The sequence below is a fragment of the Amycolatopsis sp. lyj-84 genome, assembly GCF_046549075.1.
In the GTDB taxonomy this organism is placed as follows: Bacteria; Actinomycetota; Actinomycetes; order Mycobacteriales; family Pseudonocardiaceae; genus Amycolatopsis.
Map to the genome: position 1 here is coordinate 142403 of NZ_JAJPWO010000017.1, position 20918 is coordinate 163320.

General features: G+C 68.9%; 20 protein-coding genes. 11 read left to right on the forward strand and 9 right to left on the reverse strand.

Annotated elements, in window-relative coordinates:
* Nucleotides 1–28 precede the first annotated feature (28 nt).
* Both ACLJRM_RS37765 and ACLJRM_RS37770 read left to right on the forward strand, forming a co-directional pair.
* Nucleotides 29–1252, forward strand: coding sequence for a DUF445 domain-containing protein (locus ACLJRM_RS37765; protein ID WP_101611033.1), 1224 nt, complete (start codon nt 29–31; stop codon nt 1250–1252).
* A gap of 215 nt (nt 1253–1467) precedes the next feature.
* Nucleotides 1468–2781 carry an alginate O-acetyltransferase AlgX-related protein gene (locus tag ACLJRM_RS37770; protein WP_410665792.1) on the forward strand — a complete coding sequence of 438 codons (1314 nt, stop codon included), beginning with the start codon at nt 1468–1470 and terminating at the stop codon, nt 2779–2781.
* Here the strand turns inward: ACLJRM_RS37770 and ACLJRM_RS37775 are convergent.
* From ACLJRM_RS37775 to ACLJRM_RS37785, 3 genes are all read right to left on the reverse strand, one after another.
* Complete coding sequence (locus ACLJRM_RS37775) at nt 2778–3659, reverse strand: metal ABC transporter permease (RefSeq protein WP_410665793.1); 882 nt, start codon at nt 3657–3659, stop codon at nt 2778–2780. The genes ACLJRM_RS37770 and ACLJRM_RS37775 overlap by 4 nt on opposite strands.
* A 175-nt stretch (nt 3660–3834) precedes the next feature.
* Nucleotides 3835–4668 carry a metal ABC transporter ATP-binding protein gene (locus tag ACLJRM_RS37780; protein WP_410665794.1) on the reverse strand — a complete coding sequence of 278 codons (834 nt, stop codon included), beginning with the start codon at nt 4666–4668 and terminating at the stop codon, nt 3835–3837.
* Entirely contained in the window at nt 4668–5600 is a 933-nt protein-coding gene (locus ACLJRM_RS37785; protein WP_101611037.1) for a metal ABC transporter solute-binding protein, Zn/Mn family, read from the reverse strand. Before ACLJRM_RS37785 ends, ACLJRM_RS37780 begins: the two co-directional genes overlap by 1 nt.
* A 200-nt stretch (nt 5601–5800) precedes the next feature.
* Here ACLJRM_RS37785 and ACLJRM_RS37790 point away from each other — a divergent pair, with 200 nt between their 5' ends.
* The 4 genes from ACLJRM_RS37790 (at nt 5801) to ACLJRM_RS37805 (ending at nt 9494) form a co-directional block, all read left to right on the forward strand.
* On the forward strand, nt 5801–6901 hold the full coding sequence (locus ACLJRM_RS37790; RefSeq protein WP_101613561.1) for a LacI family DNA-binding transcriptional regulator: 1101 nt from the start codon (nt 5801–5803) through the stop codon (nt 6899–6901).
* A 51-nt stretch (nt 6902–6952) separates the two neighbouring features.
* Nucleotides 6953–7444: a beta-class carbonic anhydrase gene (locus ACLJRM_RS37795; RefSeq protein ID WP_101611038.1), complete on the forward strand. Its 492-nt coding sequence runs from the start codon at nt 6953–6955 to the stop codon at nt 7442–7444.
* A 120-nt stretch (nt 7445–7564) separates the two neighbouring features.
* Nucleotides 7565–8440 (forward strand): A/G-specific adenine glycosylase, encoded by an 876-nt coding sequence (locus ACLJRM_RS37800; RefSeq protein WP_101611039.1) that lies wholly within the window; start codon nt 7565–7567, stop codon nt 8438–8440.
* An 88-nt stretch (nt 8441–8528) separates the two neighbouring features.
* Entirely contained in the window at nt 8529–9494 is a 966-nt protein-coding gene (locus ACLJRM_RS37805; RefSeq protein WP_410665795.1) for an N-acetylmuramoyl-L-alanine amidase, read from the forward strand.
* Here the strand turns inward: ACLJRM_RS37805 and ACLJRM_RS37810 are convergent.
* A complete protein-coding gene (locus tag ACLJRM_RS37810) occupies nt 9439–10593 on the reverse strand; it encodes an MFS transporter (protein ID WP_410665796.1) in 1155 nt (384 codons plus the stop codon). The two genes, ACLJRM_RS37805 and ACLJRM_RS37810, sit on opposite strands and share 56 nt — an antisense overlap.
* A 167-nt stretch (nt 10594–10760) precedes the next feature.
* On the opposite strand from ACLJRM_RS37810, the gene ACLJRM_RS37815 reads away from it, so the two are divergent.
* The gene (locus ACLJRM_RS37815; RefSeq protein WP_410665797.1) at nt 10761–12218 is read left to right on the forward strand and encodes a M1 family metallopeptidase; all 1458 of its coding nucleotides are present in this window, start codon (nt 10761–10763) and stop codon (nt 12216–12218) included.
* Between the two features lie 28 nt (nt 12219–12246).
* Here the strand turns inward: ACLJRM_RS37815 and ACLJRM_RS37820 are convergent, their stop codons facing one another.
* Genes ACLJRM_RS37820 through ACLJRM_RS37830 form a run of 3 tightly spaced genes read right to left on the reverse strand, consistent with a single transcriptional unit; the run spans nt 12247 to nt 15247 of the window.
* Complete coding sequence (locus tag ACLJRM_RS37820) at nt 12247–13248, reverse strand: LysR family transcriptional regulator (protein WP_101611043.1); 1002 nt, start codon at nt 13246–13248, stop codon at nt 12247–12249.
* The gene (locus ACLJRM_RS37825) at nt 13245–14558 is read right to left on the reverse strand and encodes a purine-cytosine permease family protein (RefSeq protein WP_410665798.1); all 1314 of its coding nucleotides are present in this window, start codon (nt 14556–14558) and stop codon (nt 13245–13247) included. Before ACLJRM_RS37825 ends, ACLJRM_RS37820 begins: the two co-directional genes overlap by 4 nt.
* Before the next feature lie 2 nt (nt 14559–14560).
* Nucleotides 14561–15247 (reverse strand): tRNA-dependent cyclodipeptide synthase, encoded by a 687-nt coding sequence (locus ACLJRM_RS37830; protein WP_410665799.1) that lies wholly within the window; start codon nt 15245–15247, stop codon nt 14561–14563.
* A gap of 227 nt (nt 15248–15474) precedes the next feature.
* Between ACLJRM_RS37830 and ACLJRM_RS37835 the strand changes: the two genes are divergently transcribed.
* The 3 genes from ACLJRM_RS37835 (at nt 15475) to ACLJRM_RS37845 (ending at nt 17460) form a co-directional block, all read left to right on the forward strand.
* Nucleotides 15475–16401, forward strand: coding sequence for a LysR family transcriptional regulator (locus ACLJRM_RS37835; RefSeq protein ID WP_410605059.1), 927 nt, complete (start codon nt 15475–15477; stop codon nt 16399–16401).
* A 236-nt stretch (nt 16402–16637) separates the two neighbouring features.
* On the forward strand, nt 16638–16988 hold the full coding sequence (locus tag ACLJRM_RS37840) for a rhodanese-like domain-containing protein (RefSeq protein WP_101611046.1): 351 nt from the start codon (nt 16638–16640) through the stop codon (nt 16986–16988).
* 31 nt (nt 16989–17019) lie between these two features.
* Complete coding sequence (locus ACLJRM_RS37845; RefSeq protein ID WP_410665800.1) at nt 17020–17460, forward strand: thioredoxin family protein; 441 nt, start codon at nt 17020–17022, stop codon at nt 17458–17460.
* Between the two features lie 17 nt (nt 17461–17477).
* On the opposite strand, the gene ACLJRM_RS37850 is transcribed toward ACLJRM_RS37845, so the two are convergent.
* Nucleotides 17478–18260, reverse strand: a complete 783-nt coding sequence (locus ACLJRM_RS37850) for an alpha/beta fold hydrolase (protein WP_101611048.1) — start codon at nt 18258–18260, stop codon at nt 17478–17480.
* Between ACLJRM_RS37850 and ACLJRM_RS37855 the strand changes: the two genes are divergently transcribed.
* The gene (locus ACLJRM_RS37855; RefSeq protein WP_410665801.1) at nt 18259–19701 is read left to right on the forward strand and encodes a M1 family metallopeptidase; all 1443 of its coding nucleotides are present in this window, start codon (nt 18259–18261) and stop codon (nt 19699–19701) included. The two genes, ACLJRM_RS37850 and ACLJRM_RS37855, sit on opposite strands and share 2 nt — an antisense overlap.
* Before the next feature lie 21 nt (nt 19702–19722).
* On the opposite strand, the gene ACLJRM_RS37860 is transcribed toward ACLJRM_RS37855, so the two are convergent.
* Nucleotides 19723–20910, reverse strand: a complete 1188-nt coding sequence (locus ACLJRM_RS37860) for an FAD-dependent monooxygenase (protein ID WP_410665802.1) — start codon at nt 20908–20910, stop codon at nt 19723–19725.
* Nucleotides 20911–20918: the final 8 nt, after the last annotated feature.

Below are 20918 nucleotides of genomic sequence, written 5' to 3' on the forward strand. Positions count from 1 at the left end.
TTCCCATCCCACGAGCGAGGAGGTCGGAGTGGACGCCGTCCTGGACGACCTCGCCCGGCACTGGTGGCTGTACGCCGCGATCCCGTTCATCGCCGCGCTGATCGGCTACGTCACCAAACGCGTCGCCATCGAGATGATGTTCAAACCGCTGGAGTTCGTCGGGATCAAGCCGTTCCTCGGCTGGCAGGGCGTGGTGCCCAAACACGGCGGGCGGATGGCCGCCGTCGCGACGGAGCTGCTGACGTCGAACCTGTTGGACGTCAAGGAGGTCTTCCGGCGGATCGATCCGGCGATCATCACACGCGAAATCGAGCAACCGCTGCTGCGGGCCGTGGACGAGGTCGCCCGCGAAGTGCTCGAGAAGCACCATCCCAGGCTCTGGGAGGTCATGCCGACGATGGCGCAGGAGCTGCTGATCAAGCAGGTCCAGGCCTCGACGCCGCGGCTGGTGCGCGAGTTCATGGCGGAGATGACCGAGAACCTCGACGAGGTCCTCGACTTCCAGCACATGACCGTGCAGCGGCTCACCAGGGACAAGAAGCTGCTCGTCCGGCTGATCCGCGAGACGTCACGGCCGGAGATGGCGTTCATCGCGCGCACGGGGATCTACTTCGGCTTCGGGCTCGGTGTCGTGCAGGCGTTCGTGTGGGCGCTGACGAAGGAGCCTTGGGTGCTGCCGATCTTCGGCGGCTGCATCGGGTTGTTCACCGACTGGCTGGCGATCAAGCTGATCTTCGTGCCGCGCGAGCCGGTGCGGGTCGGCCGGGTGATCCTGCAGGGCAAGTTCCAGCGGCGGCGGGCCGAGGTCGCGCGTCAGTACGGCGAGATGATCGCGAACGAGATCCTGACCGTGCCGAACCTGCTCGACGCCGTCCTGCGCGGGCCGCGGTCGGACCGGCTGTACGCGCTGGTCGAGCGGCTCGTGGCGCAGGCCGTCGACGAGCAGGCGAGTGTCGCGAAACCGATGGTCGCGATGGCCGTCGGCGGGCAACGCCTGCGCGAGATCAAGCAGGCGGCCGCGCGGCAGGCGCTGGAGCGGCTGCCGCCGACGATCCGCCATGCCGAGGGCTACCTGACCGAGGCGATGGACGTCGCGAAGATCGTCGAGCGGCGGATGCTCGGGCTGACGCCGCTGGAGTTCGAGGGGCTGCTGCGGCCGGCGTTCCGGCAGGACGAGTGGAAGCTCATCGCGGTCGGCGGGCTCATCGGCTTCCTGGTCGGGGAGCTCCAAGTCCTGCTCATGCTCCACTGACGCCGGATCGCGTTTAGCCCGCTAAACGCGACCCGGCCCGCCGGGGCGCGCCCCGGCGGAGAAGCGTGCCCCCAATGTGGCATTGGAGGCGCTGAGCGTCTCCAATGCCACATTGGGGACACCAACCCGGGACCGCCGACCTGCGTTTAGCGGGCTAAACGCGCTTTGGGGGCGGTTCTCACCTGCGCGAGACACGGGGTGATTACGGTGGTGGGGTGGCGTCCGAACCCCAGCAACTGCCAGCCGTCCACGAGGCGTGGCTTCCGCGTGAGCACGCGCTGCACCGCCCCCGCCACGGTGGCAGGCAGCTGACCGCGCTGATCAGCGCGCTTCTGTTCTTCACCACCCCCGCCCTGCTGTGGGTGTTCGGCGTGCGGCCCGGCGAGATCGAGAACCACAAGCTCGCGAGCTTCCCCGGTCTGGACAAGGGCTGGGCCTTCTTCACCGACCTGCCGACCTGGGCCATCGACCAGCTGTCGTTCCGGCCGGGCGCGATCGCCGCCGCGGACGCGATCAGCCGCGGGGTCTTCGGCGAGGGCGCCCCGCTCGACCAGCCGCCACCGCAGCAGCAGGCGGGCCCGATCCCGGCGCCGCCCGCGCCCACCCCGTCCAAGACCGCGCCCACGCAGGGCCCGACGCCGAACGCCGCGTCCGGCTATCGCCGCGTCGTGCAGGGCCGGGACGGCTGGCTGTACTACGGCTACGACGCCGACGCGAAATGCGATCCGTCCCGTCCGCTGCCCGAGACCATCGCCAAGATCAACGAGCTGCGGCGCGCGGTCGAACAGTCCGGGAGGCGGTTCGAACTCGTCGTCGCACCGGACAAGTCGACGATGGTCCCGCAATTCCTGCCTGACACCTACCCCGGCAAGGACTGCTCGCAGTCGGCCGAGGCGGCCACCTGGCACCGGATGCTCAAGGACGCCCGCGCGATCGACCTGCGGCCCGAGCTGCGCGCGTCCGAGGGCCGGGTGCAGCGGCCGGTCTACCCGCCGAACGACACCCACTGGGCCGACGAGGGCGCGCTGGTGATGACGCGCGCCATCGCGAACGCGATCAAACCGGGTGTCACGCAGACCTGGGTCAGCGTTCCCGTCGGCCAGTACGACACGGTCGCCGACCTGCCGCCGCTGATCAGCAAGCAGGGCACGAAGACGAACACGCTCTACAGCCTCCGCCCGGACGGCTTGGTCGAGCGCGCGGGCGAGCCGAACGGCGACATCGACAGGCCGGTCTACCGCACCGCGAGTCCGCTGATCGGGACCGTGGACGAGAAGATCCTGATCTACGGCGACTCGTTCACGAAGGCGTCTTCGCGGTATCTCTCGGGCGCGTTCACGAACCTGACGATGCTGGCGCACTTCACGCAGAAGACGTCGCAGGCCGAGGCCGTCGACGCTTTCGTGAACGCGAACGTCGTGGTCCTGGAGGCCGTCGAGCGCAGTGTGGCCGGTGGTCAGCTCGCGTTCATCGACCCCGGTTTCCTCACGGCGGTCAAGAAGGCGCTCGCCGAGCACCCGATCCGCTAGCGCAAGGCGGGCTGCGGCGCCGCCGTCGGTTCGACGCGGACCCGCGAGCTCCTGTCGCGCAGCCACGCGATGAGGCGGCAGACCAGGTAGATCACGAACGAGATCGTCGTGACGAACGCGCTCACCGGCTTCCCGGGCGCGAGCGAAAGGATGATCCCGCCGAGTGCGGCGACCTCCGCGAACACGATCGACAGCACGGTCGCCTTCCACGGGCTCGCCGTGACCCGGGCGGCCGCCGCGGCCGGGGTCACCATGAGCGAGACCACCAGCAGCGCGCCGACGATCTGGACGCCGAGCGCGCTCGAAATCCCGACCAGCACCGCGAAGATCAGCGACAGGAGCTTCACCGGCACGCCGCGCGCCGTCGCGACCGCGGGGTCGACCGTGGCGAACAGCAGCGGCCGGTAGATCACCGCGAGCACCACCAGGACGACGACCGACGCGCCGACGAGCAGGTTCAGGTTGGTGGAGTCGATGGTGATGATCTGCCCGACGAGGATGCCGAACTTGTTGGCGCTGCGGCCTTCGTAGAACGACAGCAGCAGGACGCCCATGCCGAGTCCGAAGGCGAGGATCACGCCGATCACCGAGTCGCGTTCGGACTCGCGGCCGCCGAGGATCCCGATCAGCAGGGCCGCGATGACCGCGCCCGCGAGGCCGCCGAGTTCGACGCCGACGCCGAGCAGCAGCGCGCCCGCCGCGCCGGTGAAGGCCAGTTCGGCGGTGCCGTGCACGGCGAACGACATCCGCCGCATGACGACCAGCGGGCCGAGTACGCCCGCCACCAGCCCGAGGACGGCGGCCGCGAGCAGCGCCGTCTGCACGAAGTCGAGACCGAGAAGTTCGCCGGTGAGGGCGAAGTCGAACATCTTGTCCACGGTGCTTACCCGAGAACCCGCGGTCGCGATCGCGTCGCCAGGGCGCGATTCCGCGTCATCGCTCGCGTTGATTCACCCAGGCGCCCTGCCGCCCCGATCGCGGGGCCTCCGGCCGGGGCGGGTTCCGCGTGTGGTCCAAGCCGCACGAATAACCTCACTTCGTCTGCCACCTGCGCTAGCTGACCTGTTCGTCGATGTGGTGCGGTTCGTCCTCGCACAGCGAGCTCTGCGCCCCGGCGACGTGGATCTGCCCGCCGACCTTGAGCACCTCGATTCGCGTGCCGTACAGCTCGGACAGTGTCTCCGAGTTCATCACCTCGTCCGGCTTGCCGACCCGGAACTGGCCGTTCACCAGATAGAGCACCCTGTCCACATAGGACAGGATCGGGTTGATCTCGTGGGTGACGAACAGGACGGCGGTGTCGGCCGAACGCCGTCGCTCGTCGATCAGCTCGCTGACCGCGCGCTGGTGGGCGAGGTCGAGCGAGAGCAGCGGCTCGTCGCACAGCAGCACCTCGGGGTCGCCGACCAGCGATTGCGCGACACGGAGCCGCTGTTGCTCGCCACCGGAAAGCCGCCCCACCGGCTGTTTCGCGTACGCCTGGGCGCCGACGGACTCGATCGCCCGCGCCACCAGCTGCCGCCGTTTCGCGATCCCGAAGAGCCCGGTCCCCCACCGGTGCCCGTCCAGGCCGAGGCCGACCAGATCCACCCCGCGCATCGTCAGGCCCTCGTCGAGGGCGCGCTGCTGCGGGATGTAACCGATCCGCCGGTTCTGCCCGCCGGGGCGCCGCCCCGCGATCTCGACCGTGCCCTCGGGCAATCCCTGCTGACCGAGCAGCACCTTGAGCAGGCTGCTCTTCCCGGAGCCGTTCGGCCCGAGGATCGCGAGGAACTCACCGGGCTCGACGTCGAGGTCGAGCCCGGACCAGAGGGTCCTGGTGCCGAACGCGAGGCTCGCCCCGCGGACACGGACGCACGCACGCGCCTCGGCAGGTACGGAGGTCACTACTTCAGTGCCCCCGCCAGCGCGTCCACCGACTTCGTCATCCATGCAATGTAGTCGGTCACACCCTGGGGAAGTGTTTCGGTGACGTCGACGACCGCGATCCCGGCGCTCTTGGCGTCGCCGACGACCTGCTGGGTGACCGGGGTGGTGGTCTGCGCGTTGTTGATCAGCGCCTTGACCTGCTTGCCGGAAATCAGCTGCTTGACCTGGTTGAGCGCGGCGGCGGGCACGTCCTGCTCGGCTTCCACGGCCTCGGCGAAGGCGGGCGGCGTCGCGTCGGTGACCTTCGCGCTGTCGAGCAGGTAGTGCGCGACGGGCTCGGTCGCGACGACCTTGCCGCCCGAGGCTCCCAGCCCGGTGACCTTCTTCAGCAGTTCCTGGGTCTTGCCCTTGAACGCGGTCGCGTTGGCGGTGAAGGCGTCCTTCGACGCGGGCTGGATCTCGCCGAGCTTCGCGGCGACCTGGTCGGCGATCTTCTCGACGCCGGGCAGGCTGTACCAGACGTGCTCGTTCTCGTTGCCGGTCGCGGCGATGTCGACGGCGACGAGCTTCTGCGCGCCGGCGGCCTGGTCCGCGAGCTTCGAGAAGAACTCGTCGTAGCCGCCGCCGTTGGACAGGGTCAGCTTCGCGTTCTTCGCGGCGATGGCGTCGCTCGCGGTGGTCTCGTAGGAGTGCGGGTCGGCCGAGGGGTCGTGGATGATCGAGGTGACCTCGACCTTGTCGCCGCCGACGGCGGTCACGACGCTGCCCCAGACGTCGGTCGAGGCGACGACCTTGATCTTCTCGCCGCCACCCGGGTTCGCGGCGGCGGCGTTCTGCGAACCGGACGCCGTCGACGCCTTGTCGCCGGACGCGCAAGCCGTCGCGCCGAGCGCGAGGACGGCCAGGGCCGACACGGCCGCGAAAACACTCTTAGTACGGCGGGAATTCATTTACTGCACTCCTGCGGATGCCCAGGCCAGGTGTCCCAGATGCCGGGTAATGGAAACCGTTGTCAGATTCAACTGTACCCCATCCGGCTGATGGCGCCCCCTGTCCAGGTACGAGCTGTACCCAGGGTCACTCTGAATCGAGACCTGCCACACGTCGGGTGATGCTTCTGCAAAACGTTCTGAACCGTTACGGTTTGCGGATGGGCCGTCCTATCCGCACCAGGAGGCAGGCGACACTGGCGTCGTTGGCCGCAGAGCTCGGTGTGTCGAGGACCACCGTCTCCAATGCCTACAACCGACCGGACCAGTTGTCCCCTGAGCTGCGCCGACGCGTCCTCGAGACCGCGCGCCGCCTCGGCTACCCGGGCCCGGACCCGGTGGCCCGATCACTGCGAACGCGCAAGGCGGGTGCTGTCGGTCTTTTACTCACCGAGAACCTCTCCTACGCTTTCCGCGACCCGGCCGCCATCGGCGTGCTCGAAGGGCTCGCGCTGGCGTGCGAGGACGCGGGCGTCGGCCTGCACCTGGTCCCGGCCAGCCCGGGCCGCGAGGACGTCGCGGCCGTGCACCGCGCGGGCGTCGACGGCTTCGTCGTCTATTCCGTGCCCGACGACGACCCGCATCTGGGCGCCGTGCTGGAGCGCCCGGTGCCGACGGTGATCGTCGACCAGCCGCGAGTGGACGGCGTCGACCGGGTCGGCCCGGACGACGCGGCCGCGGTCACCGCCATGGCGCAGCACCTCATCTCGCTGGGCCACCGGCAGATCGGCGTGCTGTGCATGCGGCTGGGCCGCGAGCGCAACGACGACTTCGTCTCCATCCAGCGGCAGAGCGCCGCGCACTTCCACGTGCAGCGGATCCGGCTGGAGGCGCTGGCCGCCGCGTTCTCCGCGGCCGGTGTCGACTGGTCGACCGTGCCGGTGGTCGAACGCTTCGACCACACCGTGGACGACGGCGCGTCGGCCGCGCGCCAGCTGCTCGACGCGTATCCGCAGGTCACCGCCGTGATCTGCACTTCGGACATCCTCGCGCTCGGCGCGCTGGCCGAGGCGGAACGCCGTGGACTGCGGGTGCCGCAGGATCTGACGGTCACCGGTTTCGACGGCATCACCGAGGCCGAGCGATCCGGGCTCACCACGGTCCACCAGCCGGTACTCGAGAAGGGCAAGGCGGCGGGCAAGCTGCTGCTCAGCTCGGCCGACCGGGTCGGGCCGAAGGTGATCACCCTGCAGACCGAACTGCGGGTCGGCCGCACGTCGGCGCCGCCACGAACGGCCGAAGAACGCTGGTTCGGGCCGTGATGTAGCCCGTAAAGCGTTGCTCTCACCGAGCGTGTCCGTTCAAATGGTCGTGTGACCTCAATAGACGTACTTCTCAAGCGAAACCAGGAGCTGGGCGACGTCACTCCTGGTGACCGTTCGTCCCCGAGGCCCTCACTCCAGGTGGCGGTTCTGACCTGCATGGACGCCCGTATCCGGGTGTTCGAGATCTTCGGCCTGCTCCAGGGCGAATCCCACGTCCTGCGCAACGCCGGCGGTGTCGTCACCGACGACATGATCCGTTCGCTCGCGCTGAGCCAGCGGAAACTGGGCACGCGCGAGGTGCTGATCGTCCAGCACACCGAATGCGGCCTGTCCATGGTCACCGAAGACGACTTCAAGGACGAGCTCGAAGAGAGCACCGGACTGCGCCCGACCTGGGCCGTCGAGGCGTTCCGCGAGGTCGAGGACAGCGTGCGCCGGTCGGTGCAGCGCGTCCGGCGCAGCGACTTCCTTCCGCACCGGGACAACGTCCGCGGTTTCGTCTACGACGTGAAGACAGGGCGGTTGTCCGAGGTCGCGTGAGCTGAAGGGGACTTTCACCGCATGCGACGCGGTGAAAGCGCCCTTCACCACGTGAGACGAAGGGAAAGGCCCCTTCAGCCCCAAGGGTGGCCGCGCGGGCTCACCTTTTAAGCTGGCAGGGTGGGCGTCGACGCGGATGTGCTGACCGGATGGTTCGACGAAGTGGGGCGCGATCTGCCCTGGCGTGAGCCGGAATGCACCGCCTGGGGTGTGCTCGTCAGCGAGATCATGTTGCAGCAGACGCCGGTCGCGCGGGTCCAGCCGATCTGGCTCGAATGGATGGCGCGCTGGCCGGTGCCGTCGGCGCTGGCGGCGTCGTCCCAGGGCGAGGTCGTGCGCGCCTGGGGCAAACTCGGCTATCCGCGCCGCGCGTTGCGGCTGCACGCGGCGGCGGCCGTCATCGCCGCCGAACACGGTGACGTCGTTCCGTCCGATGTGGACACTCTGCTCGCGTTGCCCGGTATCGGCGCGTACACCGCGCGCGCGGTCGCGGCCTTCGCCTACGGCAAGCGGGCACCGGTGGTGGACACGAACGTCCGGCGCGTGGTGGCGAGAGCGGTGCACGGCGCGGGTGACGCCGGGCCGCCGTCGAACACCCGCGACATGGCCGACGTCGAGGCCCTGCTGCCGAAGGAAGACGCGCCCGCCGCGAAACTCTCGGCGGCGCTGATGGAACTCGGCGCGCTCGTCTGCACGGCCCGCTCGCCGCGTTGCGCGGACTGCCCGATCTACGACGACTGCGCCTGGCAGCACGCGGGCAAACCCGCCTACGCCGGACCCGCGAAGCAGGTCCAGAAGTTCGCGGGGACCGATCGCCAGGTGCGGGGGCTGTTGCTCGACGTCCTGCGCGGAACCGAAGGCCCGGTCGAGAAGGCGCGGCTCGATCTCGTCTGGGACGAATCCGGGCAGCGCGACCGTTGCCTCGACTCCCTGCTGGTCGACGGCCTGCTCGAACAGACCGGCGACGGCCTGTTCGCCCTCCCCGGGGAACACTAACGCATTACGACAAAAGTTGGTCAATGGTTGTCAACGACGCGATGGCGGGTTAGTTTTCCGGCCAACGCGCATGATGGGAGCTACGCCCGTGGCCGACTTCGACCGACGTACCGCGCTCAAGGGCGGCCTGACGGTAAGTGCCGTCGGGCTACTGGGGACGACAACGTTTTCCGCCGCCGCCGTCGCGGCGCCTGGGGCAGCAGAACCGAAGATCCATGACACGGCGGCCTGGGGCGCCCGGCCGCCGAACGGGACGATCGAGGTGCAGAACCACAAGCCGACGTACATCGTCGTGCACCACACGGTCGATCCCGGCAACGTCACCGACTATTCGCTCGAACACGCCTTCTGGGCGTCACGGGCGATCCAGAACTTCCACATGGACACCCGCGGCTGGGTGGACAGCGGCCAGCAGTTCACGAACAGCCGCGGCGGGCACATCACCGAAGGCCGCCACCGCAGCCTGGAAGTGCTGCGCGGCGGCACGAAGCACGTGCTGGGCGCGAACGTGGGCAACAACAACAGCACCTGCATCGGGATCGAGAACGAAGGCCTCTACAGCACCGAGAACGTCACACCGGCGCTCTGGGACTCGCTGGTGAAGATGGTCGCGTACATCGCGTCGCAGTACGGGATCTCGCCGCAGTTCATCAAGGGGCACCGGGACTTCAACTCGACCGAATGCCCGGGAACCGTGCTGTACAACCGGCTTCCGGAGCTGCGCACCGCCGTCGGCGGCCTGCTGGGCTCGGCGTCGCCGAAGGCCGACCTGCCAGAGTGGCCGTTGCTCAAACCCGGCGACACCGGACCGCGGGTGCGGGTGGCCCAGGAACTCCTGCGGGCACGTGGTTTCGCCGTCCCCACCGACGGCCTGTTCGGACAGTCCACAAAGGACGCGGTCAGCACGCTGGCGGCGAAGCACGGGCTGGAGCGCGACCTCTGCGGCGCGACGGCGGCGACCGACGAGACCGGGTTCCTCGGCTCCGACGTCTGGCCGCTCATCGTAGGGCCCGGGACCGATCTGCGGGCGCTGAAAGCACGACTCGCCGGCTGAACGCCAGCGGCAAGAGGATCACGAAGGCGGCGACCCAAGGGAGCGACGACGTTCCCAGTGGCAGCAGCAGACCGCCGATGAGCGCGCCCCCGGCGACGGCGCCGTTCCAGGCCGCGATGGTGAGCGACTGGGCGGCGTCGGCCGTGGGGCCCGCGATCAGCGCGGTCACCGCCTGGAACGCGGTGGGCGCGCCGCCGAACGCCAGCCCCCACAGCGCGGCGGCGGTCAGCACGAGGCCGTGGACACCGTCGCTGATCCCCAGCAGGACGATGGCCGCGGCCGTCGCGCCGGTGCAGAACATCAGCACGGCCCGCGGATGGCGGTCGAGCGCGGTACCCACCACGATCAGCCCGCCGACCGTCGCGCAGCCGAACACCAGCAGCGCCACGCCCAGCATCCCCGCCACGCCCAGCCCGGCGAGAACCGGGCCGATGTAGGTGTAGGCCACGTTGTGCCCCAAGGAGAACAGCGCCACCGTCGCCAGCACGGGCCGCATTCCGGGCAGTCTGGACGCGGCCAGCGGCCGGGTGGACGCCGCCGGATCCGCGGGGACGGCGGGCACCACGGCCATCACCCACGCCATCAGCGGCACGGTGATCAGCGCCATCGCGGCGAAGGCCCAGCGCCAGTCGGCCAGTTCGCCGAGCGCGGTACCGGCGGGCACGCCGAGGGCGAACCCGATCGGGGTGCCGGACATGGCCACGGCCAGCGCACGCCCGGTGAGTCCCGGCGGGGCGAGACGCATCGCGTAACCGGCGACGAGAGACCACATCACCCCGGTCAGCGCGCCGGAGAAGATCCTCGCGGCCAGGATCAGCGGATACGACGAGGACACGGCGATCAGCAGGTTGGTCACCAGGAAACCGGCGATCAACAGCAGGAGCAACCGTTTGCGCGGGACCCGGAGTGTCGCGCTGGTGAGCGGGATGGCGGTCAGCGCGGTGGTGATCGCGTACACCGTCACCAGCTGCCCGGTCGCCGACGGGGAAACGCCCAGGTCTTCGGACATGCCCAGCAGCAGCCCGGCGGGCAGCACTTCGGTGAGGCAGCCGAGGAAGACCGTCGTCGTCAGCGCGAGCAGCGCGGGGATGGGCAGCATGCCCCGACGATCTCTTCCCCGGTGCGGCGCGGGGTAGTCCCGGGCGGATATGCCGTGGGGTTATCGGCCGGGATAACCCCGTGGCATGCCCGGCTGACAGTGCCGCGCGCGGCGCGGGCGCACGCACGATGGCCGGGCATCCTCCCCCGTAGAGAGAAGGCTCGTTCATGACCGTGCGGATTCGGTGGCAGGAGCCCTTGTGCACCGCGCTGCTCGCCACCACGATGATCGGCACCTGCCAGGCTCCGGCCGCGGCTCAGCCGGCACCCGGCAGTGACGGGTACGTGCACGTTTCACCCGACGGTACCGTCCTCGGCGCCGATCCTTACTACCCGAAGGACGGCAACGGCGGTTACGACGTCGACAAGTACGCGCTCGCGCTGGACTACTCGCCGTACTCGATGCTGTTGAACGGCAAGGCGACGATCACCGCGACGGCCACCCAGGACCTCAGCCGGTTCGACCTCGACCTGCGCGGCCTCACCGTGCGCTCGGTGACCGTCGACGGGGTGCCCGCCGCGTTCCGGCGGGCGGGTGAACACGAGCTGGTGATCACCCCGCGGACCCCGCTGGCCGAAGGCACCCGGTTCACCGTGGTGGTCGGTTACGACGGGCGCCCGGAGCCGATCGGCACGGCGCGTGGCCGCGTCGGCTGGCTGGGCACCCCCGGCGATTCCGCCGTCGCCACCGGCCAGCCGCGTTCGGCGATGACCTGGTTCCCCGTCAACGGCACCGAGGTCGACAAAGCGACCTTGCGTGTCTCCGTCACCATCCTGGACGAATTCTCCGTGCTGGGCAACGGTTTACCGGTCTCAGACGTGCCCGCCGGCTTCGGACGGCACACCGTCACCTGGTCGGAGGACACCGCACTGGCGCCGAGCACGGCGATGCTCGGCATCGGGCGCTGGGAGGTCGAGCGGATCACGCTTCCCGGTGGCCGGACCGCGATCAACGCCTACCACCCGTGCGCCGTCGACAAACGGAAGATCGGCGGACAGCTGCCTGAGGTGCTGGAGTTCCTCACCGGGAAGTTCGGCGACTACCCGCAATCGGCGGCGGGCGGACTGTTCCTCGACCGTTCTCTCGGTTACACGCACGGCGCCCAGACCCGGCCGGTATACGGCCGCACGGCCACCATCGCCGATCTGGTGTACGCCACCGCGTACCAGTGGTGGGGAGCCGGGGTGAGCGGCAAGATGTGGCGCGACACGCTGATGCCCGAGTCGATCGCGCAGTACGCGGTGTGGCTGTGGGACGAGGCCAAGAACGGCGTCGACCTCGACCGGCGCTACCGCGAAATGGTCGCCAAGGTGAGCGGTGACACCGGTTTCTGGGCGCCCAAGATCACCGATCCGGGCAAGGGAACCGAATTCGCGCCCACGACCAAGGCCGTGCTGATGGTGCACGCGCTGCGCCGCACGATCGGCGACGACGGGTTCTTCCAGATCATGGCGGGCTTCCCGATGATCAACCCGCAGGGCAACCAGAACTGGCACGACTTCGAGCTCTACGTCTCCGCGATGACCCAGCTCGATCTCGGCGCGTTCAACCACGCGTGGCTGGACGGCACGGTGCGGCCGCCGGACGAGCTCCTCTATCCCGGGCCGCTGCGCCCCTCGCGATGAGAACCCCCGCCCGGACGACGTGACCCGATCATCCGTCGTCCGGGCGGGTCCCCAAGTCACCGTGGGACTCCAGGTATCCGGCGTAAACCGGGGCCGTCCTCGCCTCGGCCCAGTACGTTTCGACCACGGCGGCGAGCAGTTCCTCCCGTCGCCCCGCCACGAAGGTCTCCCGGTTCCAGGCGAGAACATGCCTGCGCGGCAACACATCCCCGAGCAGAGGCCGGGTCACGACGCCGAGGTTCCGCGGATCGCAGATCGGCTGTGACAGGCCGATCGCGCCCGCCCGGACGACCATGAGCGCCACCTGCTGCGAGGTCACCTGATGGGCGACCGACGGGCTGAAGCCGTACCGCGCGCAGGTGTCGGCGAAGTACTTGGTGAACGTGGCCGCCGAGGAATCCGACACCATCACCCAGGATTCGTCCCGCAGCGCACGCAGGTCGACGACCTCCTCGCGGGCCAGCGGATGTCCTTCCGGCAGCAGGACGAAGGTCGGCTCGGTCACCACCACCGCGGTGTCCACACTCGCGGGGATTTCGAGCTCGTATCCCGGATATTCCTTGACCAGCCCCAATTCCGCGCGCCGCTGGGCCAGCAACGGCAGCAGCCGCTCGGGATGGTCATCGTGCACGACCTGCACCTCGGAGACCTCGGGCCACAACCGGTGCACCAGCGACGGCAGATGCGCGACCAGCGCGCTGGCCACGGACGCCACCCGGACGACGTCGGGCGGGCCGCTGGGACAGACGCGCTGCTCGATGTCTTCGAGCAGTTTGTCCAGCTGTGGCAGCAAAGCGGCGGTCCGCCGCAACAGCAGCTCGCCCATCGGCGTCGGTGTCACGCTGCCTTCCCGCCGATCGAACAACTGATAGCCCAGCATGTTCTCCAAACGTTTGAGCTGCGCGGAAACGGCGGGCTGGGTGACGCCGAGAGCGATCGCGGCACGGGAAAGGCTGCCCGTGTCCGCGATCGCCCGGATCACCCGCAGGTGGTGAACATCAAGCTGTACGACGTCGAACTCCTTTGTCACGTACGGGTTTTCGCCCCGTCGGAAGAAGTCATCGCCACGGAACCGCCCGTGACCCTGGTCCGTCTGCCCAGAAGAACATACAGGAGAAAGGCGCCGAAAACGGAATTCACCGTGGGAATTCCCCACGGCAGCCAGGCACCCACCGCGGCACCGGCCACCCAGCAGATCAGCGCGACGGGAACCCAGGACGGGCAAGACGACGGCAGTTCCCCGGACGCGCGAGTGGCGTCCAGATCCGGTTTCCAGCGCCGGACCACGTAGTACTCGGCGATCACCACTCCGGCCACCGGTGGCGTGAGCACGCCGACCCAGGTCAGGAAAGTGGTGAAATGGTCGAGGATGCCGATCGCGGAGAGCACCGTGCCGAGACCGCCGAGCAGCAGGGTCGCGGTGGTGCGGTCGAGCCGCCGGGACAGCAGCACCTGCACGGTGTTCACCAGCCCGAGCGAGGAGGAGTAGAGGTTCCAGTCGTTGATCTTCAGGATCGCGGTGACCAGGATCAGCGTGCCGAGCACCCCGGACGACGAGGTGATGATCCCGACCACGTCGGCGCTTTTCGCCGCGTGCGCGAGCAGAACCCCGATCAGGCCGATCAGGTACTGGCCGAGGGTGATGCTGACCAAGGTCTGTTTCACCACGTCGGACGCGGTCCGGTTGAACCGGGTCATGTCCGGGGTCATGATCGCGCCCATGATGAACGCGCCCGCCACCAGCGTGGTGCCCTGCGCCAGCGACATGGCGGGCCCCGGCGGCGGCTCGGCCATCAACGCGGGCAGCGAATGGTCGTCGAGTGCGGTGACGATCGAATACCCTGCCAGCGCGAGGAAAGCGGGCACCGTCAGGTACGCCGTCCAGGCCATCGCGTGGAAGCCGAACACGACGATCGCGGTGACCAGCGCGCCGCCCGCGAGCGCCCACACCCAGACCGGCGGGCCGCCCATCAAGGCGTGGAGGCCGTGGGCGAACACGTCGTTCTGCACCCCGAACCAGCCTGCCAGGCTCAGCGTCATGAGCAGCCCGACCAGCGAGGACCCGCCGGTGCCGAATCCGGTCCAGCGCGCGAGCACCGACGTGGACAGCCCTTCCCGGGTGCCGGCGATGCCCATCAGGATGGTGATGATCTCCAGCAGCACCGAACCGATCGTGATGGCCAGTACCGCGTTCCAGAAGGTCATGCCGAACCCGAGTACCGCCCCGAGCAGGAACTGGTGGAACGAGGAGACCTGCCCGAACCGTTGCAGCGCGACGGAAACCCAGGAGTAACGGCGTTCGGCGGGTACCCGGCGCAGGGAGAAGTCGTCGTGTTCCACGGTCACTCCGCCCGTTCCGGGACGGCTTGTTCGAGGACGACGAATCCCTGACCCGGCAGTGGCCGCCAGGAGAGTTCGCCGCGGTACAGCCGTTCGAGGAACCCGACCCGCTGGTGGTAGGCGAAAACGGAGCTTTCGACCCCGGCGACCGCGACGGTGCCGACGAACATCGGCAACTCGGCCAGGAAGTACCGGACCGCGCTGCGCAGCTGGTCATGGCTGGGGTGTTCGCCTTCGGGCAGCCGCCGGTCCAGCACCCAGCCGGTGGCGCCGAGGCACTGCTCGGAGAACTCCGGGTCGGTGGCGAACCGCTGGTGTGCCTCGGAAAGCAGGCCGAGGTACGCGCGATCGGTTTCGAGCACCGCGGCGTCCAGGATCAGGGTGTGCGGATCCGACGGGCAGACCTGCTGCAACGCCCGGACGATCTTGTTGCGCGTGTAGTTGCCTTGCCGCTGCGCCTTCTGCGCCGCGCGAACCGGGTCGTAGCCGAGGGCTTCGAGGGTGAACGCGGACGGCCCGTCCGGGACGAAGAAATGAAAGCCCTGAAAGGCCGACATGGCCCAGCGGGCGAGATCGGCGATCCGGTCCACGGTGAAATAGCTGTTGAACGGGCTGACGCCGATGCAAACGTGCTCGGCGCGCGCCAGCGGATCGGTACAATGCTCGGTGAGCGGCTGTGGTCGCAGCAAGACGGCTCCTGATTCGCGTGATATGCGCCGGAGTTGAGGCGTCGACCGAACGTAGCCACGGCGGGTAATCCGCGGTATTGCCGATCGTGGCTGTCATCGCGTTATAGGAATTCGACGATCTTTCGTGCCTGCGGGACAACGGTTGAATCGCCGCGACCTTCGGGGGTGCCGGACGCGGGCGGAGCGCGGTATACGAAGTCATGGAGATTCAGGTTCGGCATCTTCGCGTGATCTGTGAAATCGCTTCCTCGGGCAGTCTCAACCGTGCCGCGGCCGGGCTGGGGCTCGGGCAGCCTGCGCTCAGCCACCAGTTGCGCCGGATCGAGCGGATGGTCGGCGGCTCACTGTTCCACCGCGACCAGCACGGGGTGCGGCCGACCGAACTCGGTTCCCTGATCCTGCGGCGGGCGCGCGCGATCGTGCTCACCTTCGACGAACTGGAGCTCGACTTCCACCGCCAGGAACCGGAAGTCGGCGAATCGGTCAGAATCGGCTGGAACGACAGCGCCATCACGGGTTCGCTGCTCGGCGGGCTGCGCGACCTGCGTCCGGGTGAACCGTTCCGCACGCGCGCGGACACCTCCCGCACCCGGCTGCTCGCGCAGGTCGCGAACCGCGGCATCGACCTCGCGCTGATCATGATCTGCGGCGGGCGTGGGCTGCCGGTGCCGCCGGAGGTGCGGACCATGACCCTGGTCAGGGAACCGTCGTTCGTCGCGGTCCCGTCCGGGCATCCGCTCGCCGACGCCGAGGAGATCGAACTCACCGAACTGGCGGGCGAGGACTGGATCGTGTCGAGCGGGGGCGACGGCTGCCGGGTCGTGTTCCGCGAAATGTGTCTCGCGCACGGTTTCGACCCCAGGATCACCCACGACGTGGACATCGACACCGCGCGGGAAGACCTGGTCAGCGGCGGCTACGGCGTCGGACTGGTCCAGCCGACCCGGCCGCCGTCGGACGGCCTGGTCATCCGGCCGCTGGCGGGGGCGCCGATGTGCGTGCGGCACGTGCTGGCCTGGCGGGAGGACGGCCCGTGCGCGCCCCGCGTCCAGGAACTCGCGGGCGAGGCGACGGCGGGGTACTGGCAGCTGGCCGAACGGACGGCGCCGTACCGGACCTGGCTGCACCGGCACGGGCGGCTGGCCGCCGGCTGACGGCCGCGGCGCCCGGCTGGCGGGGCGCGTTCTGGTCGCGGGTGGCGTGCTCCGTGAAGGCCTCCTTGCCTACCTTGAGGGTAGGGAAGGAGGCCTTCACGGACCTTCGCGATCGCCCATCGCGCAGGTCCCTCCGGTCGATAACCCTCCGGCATGTCGAGGCGGCACTAGAGCGCGTCCCGGTAGACGGCCGACGATGGGAATCGTCAATCACGGTCGTGAAGAGAAGGGGCACCATGCTGCCGTTGATCTCTCGTACGGAACTGCTCTCCCGAATGGAGGCCGGGTCTGTGGTGGTGGTCGACACGATGCCGGCCGCCTATTTCGAAAAGGAGCATCTCCCGGAAGCGCGCAACATTCCGGGATTCCCGTACGAACAGGCCGCCGAATTCACCGATCACCTGGCACCGACGGTGCTCCCGGACAAGACCGCCGCGATCGTCGTCTATTGCGCGAACACGCCGTGCCGCAACAGTGAATTCGTCGGACGGCGGCTGCTGGAGCTCGGGTACACGAACGTCCGCAAGTACCGCGAAGGCATCGAAGACTGGGTCTCGAACGGTTTGCCGACCGGTTCTTCGTCCTGAGTGGACACACCCCGCATCTAAGGAGAACGTCTTGTCCAAATGCAAACGGTTCGTCTGCGTGCTGGCCGGCGTGCTGGCGCTCATCACCGGTTTCGGTTCCGGCGTCGCTTCGGCCGCGCCGTCACCGATGGCCGAGAACGTGATGGTGGTGACGTCGGCGAACTACGCCGAGGTCATGAACATCTCGAAGCAGAAGCTGGTCATCATGGACTTCGGCGCGACCTGGTGCCCGCCGTGCCGCCAGATGAAGCCGGTCATCGAACGGCTCGCCGGTGAGTACGGCGGCAAGTTCCTGCTCGGCGAGGTCGACGTCGACCGCAGCCGGGACCTCTCCAGCCGGTACAACATCCAGTATCTCCCGACGCTGGTCGGGGTCCGCAACAGCGCGGAACTGCCGTCCTCCCGGAACATCGGCTACCCCGGCGAAGCGAAGCTGCGCGCCTGGATCAACGCTCAGTTGGCGAAGGGCTGAGCGTGTGGCTCCGGGGCCTACCCGATGACGTCGGAGAGAAACGCTTCGACGGCACCGAGGTAGGTCTCCGGGGCCTCTTCGTGCACGACGTGCCCGGCGCCCTCGACGACGATGTGCCGGCCGAGGCCGCCGGGCACGCGGGCCGCGAGTTCGGCCTGCTGCCCGTGCGGCATCGCCGTCCGTTCGCCTTCGATCGCCAGCAGCGGGCATCGGAGGCGTTCGACGTACTCCCAGAAATCCCGCCGTCCCCATTCCGCCGCGATCTCGTACAGATCGGGGAGCGAGGCGATCAGGTGATAACCGTCTTCGCGTTCTTCGACGCATTCGATGAAATAGTCGCCGGTGTCGCCGAAGAATTCGCGCACGTGGGCCAGTGACCGGAACGGGACCGGCCAGGATTCGAAGTGGCCGCGCCAGTCGTCGACGGTCCGCCCGCGCTGGTCCGGCGCGAAATCCTCGCAGACCACCGCGCGGACGAGGCCGGGATGCGTCGCCGCGGTGACCCACGCGTGCAGGCCGCCCATCGAATGTCCGATCAGGACCGCGGGCTCGTCGAAGGTCTTCAGGACCGCGGCGACGTCGTCGGCGAACCGCTCGGTGCGCCAGGGGCCACCGCGCGGTCCGCGTCCGTGCCCGCGCGCGTCGAGACCGTGGACACGCCCGTACGGTTCGAGCCTTCGCGCGACCCGCCACCACGTCGTGGCCCTGCCCATCAGCCCGTGCAGGAGGACGATCGGCGGCCCGTCACCGCCGAAAGTGATCAACCCGTCGCGCTGAATCACCACTAAGCTCCCCTCCATGCGCAGCCGTGTCCCCGCCGCCGGTCTGGTCCTGGGGGTCATCTGCGCCCTGATTATCGGGTGCAGTGCCGATCCTCCCCCGGCGGCGCCCCCACCACCGCCGCCGATGAACCCGGCGCCGGGTGCCGCGGGCGCGGGTGATCCGTACTACCCGATGGACGGAAACGGCGGTTACGACGCGGTCGAATACCAGGTCGGAATCACTTACGACCCCGCGAAAGGGCGTCTCGACGGCGACACCACGGTGACCGCGAAAGCGACCCAAGACCTCAATCGGTACAACTTGGACTTACGCGGCTTGACTGTCCAATCCGTTGAAGTGGAGGGAAAACCGGCGAAGTTCGCCCGGGAGGGCGAATTCGAGCTGGTGGTGACGCCCGCCGAACCGATCCGGAACGGGACCACTTTCCGCACGAAGGTCGTCTACGGCGGCGACCCTTCGGCGACCCCCAAGGCGGGCGGCAGCGAGAACGGCTGGCAGAAGTCGAAGGACGGCGGCGCGTTCATCGTCGGCGAGCCGCATTCGGCGTCGTTCTGGTATCCCGTCAACGAAACCCCGCGCGACAAGGCGATGTTCAACCTCACCGCCCGGGTGCCGGACGGCTGGACCGTCATCTCGAACGGCCGCGAGATCCAGAAGACCTCGGCGAACGGCTGGTCCACGACGTCCTGGCAGGAGCGCACGCCCGTGGCGGCCTACCTGACCACGGTGGCGATCGACAAGTTCACCGTCGACCGGATGTCGCTCCCGGACGGGACGCCGCTGGTCAACGCGTACGCGCCGGGCGCGGAGGACCGGCGCGACACCGGCAGGCGGCTGCCGGAGATCATCGGCTTCCTGACCTCGAAGTTCGGGCCGTACCCGGTGGACGCGGCGGGCGGGATCTACCTCGACGAGGACATCCACTTCTCGCTGGAGACCCAGACCAGGCCGACCTACGCGAAATGGGCCGACCTGATCACCGTGGTGCACGAAACCGCACACCAGTGGTTCGGCGATTCGGTGACGCTGAATTCGTGGTCCGACATCTGCCTGAACGAATGTCTCGCGTCGTACGCGCAATGGCTGTGGCAGGAATCGCGGGACGGCCAGAACCTCGACGACCGCTATCGCGCCGCCCTCGAGATCATGCGGGGCAGCCCGGATTTCTGGACGCCGAAGCTGGTCGGCATGGGGGCGGGAAAGGAATTCCACGGCGTCTACGACAAGGGGATCCTCGCCATCCACGCGCTCCGGCGCAAGATCGGCGAAGGCGCGTTCGCACGGCTGCTGAAGGAATGGCCGGCGGCGTACCGGAACGCCAACGCGTCCTGGGCGGACTTCGAGGCGTTCACGATCAAGCTCTCGGAGCAGGATCTGCGGCCGTTCTTCGACGCCTGGTTCCACGGCACGGTGATCCCGCCGGACGCCGAACTGCTGCCGGGCACCCTGCGGGGCTAGGCACCTGTCGCAAGTAGTCCTCTAGTGGCGGTAGTCGGGCAGGTCGATCCCGTTCACCACGTCCCGCATCTTCCGTGACGCCAGCGCGGCGACCGGTTTGAGCCGCATCGCCCGCATCATCAGGTACCTCGTCCGCAGGGCCGTCCGCGACTTCGCGAAGATCGTCTCGGCGTTGGCCCGCCCCATCGCCTGCGTGTTCTCGACGAACTCGCGCATCACCGACTCGTACCGTTTGAGGCCGGTGTCGAGGTCGGCGGCGAGTTCCCCGGCGAGGACGTACGCGCCGACGAACGCCAGGCTCGTGCCCTGTCCGGAGAGCGGCGACGGGCAGAACGCGGCGTCGCCCAGCAGCCCGATCCGGCCGCGCGACCACGATTCCATGACCACCTGGGCACACGAGTCGAAGTAGAAGTCGGGGGCGTCGTCCAGCCGTTCCAGCAGCCAGGGCGCCTCCCATTCCATCCCGGCGGCGAACCCGCGGACCAGCGCCTTCTGCGCCTCGATGTCGCGGTGGTCGTAGTCGACCTTCTCCGAGGCGAACCCGAAGTAGGCCATCGCCTCGCCACCGTCGCGAATCGCGCGGATCCCGGCGGACCGGCCGACGTCGTCGAAGCCGATCGCCCAGTTCCGCAGGCCCAGCCGGTTCGGCACGGTGAAGAACGCCAGGTACGAGCCCAGATGCCGGACGAACCGGGACTCTTCGCCGAAGGCCAGCGCCCGCACTCCGGAGTGCAGCCCGTCCGCCCCGATGACCACGTCGAACGTCCTCCGCGTGCCACTGGCGAAGGTGACATCGACGCCGTCGGCCCGCTCGTCCAGCGCGGTGATCCGGTCGCCGAAGACGTATTCCGTCTGCTCCCTGGTCGCCTCGTACAGCACTTCGGTCAGGTCGCCGCGGAGGATCTCGATCTCGGCGAGGACCCCGTCGCCGCCGAAGTCGTCGGCGCGGAGGGTGGCCTTCGTCCGGTTCTTCCGGTCGACGAGCGTCTCGCCAACGGTGTCCGTGCACGCCGCGCGGATGCGGTCGTCCAGGCCCATGCGGCGGGCGACCTCCCTGGCCGTTCCGCGCAGGTCGACGGCCTGACCGCCGGGGCGCGGCGAAGGCGCGCGCTCCACGATGGTCACGTCGAATCCGTACCGCGTCAGCCAGAACGCCAGCGCGGGGCCCGCGACGCTCGCGCCGGAGATGAGGATCTTCGTGTCGGCCATTCCCCGGA

Excerpts from the sequence above, each read along its gene's own strand:
- ACLJRM_RS37785 (WP_101611037.1), bottom strand. The coding sequence starts at position 5,600 with ATGAATTCCCGCCGTACTAAGAGTGTTTTCGCGGCCGTGTCGGCCCTG.
- ACLJRM_RS37790 (WP_101613561.1), top strand. The coding sequence starts at position 5,801 with ATGGGCCGTCCTATCCGCACCAGGAGGCAGGCGACACTGGCGTCGTTG.
- ACLJRM_RS37810 (WP_410665796.1), bottom strand. The coding sequence starts at position 10,593 with ATGCTGCCCATCCCCGCGCTGCTCGCGCTGACGACGACGGTCTTCCTC.
- ACLJRM_RS37815 (WP_410665797.1), top strand. The coding sequence starts at position 10,761 with ATGACCGTGCGGATTCGGTGGCAGGAGCCCTTGTGCACCGCGCTGCTC.
- ACLJRM_RS37840 (WP_101611046.1), top strand. The coding sequence starts at position 16,638 with ATGCTGCCGTTGATCTCTCGTACGGAACTGCTCTCCCGAATGGAGGCC.
- ACLJRM_RS37855 (WP_410665801.1), top strand. The coding sequence starts at position 18,259 with ATGCGCAGCCGTGTCCCCGCCGCCGGTCTGGTCCTGGGGGTCATCTGC.
- ACLJRM_RS37850 (WP_101611048.1), bottom strand. The coding sequence starts at position 18,260 with ATGGAGGGGAGCTTAGTGGTGATTCAGCGCGACGGGTTGATCACTTTC.
- ACLJRM_RS37860 (WP_410665802.1), bottom strand. The coding sequence starts at position 20,910 with ATGGCCGACACGAAGATCCTCATCTCCGGCGCGAGCGTCGCGGGCCCC.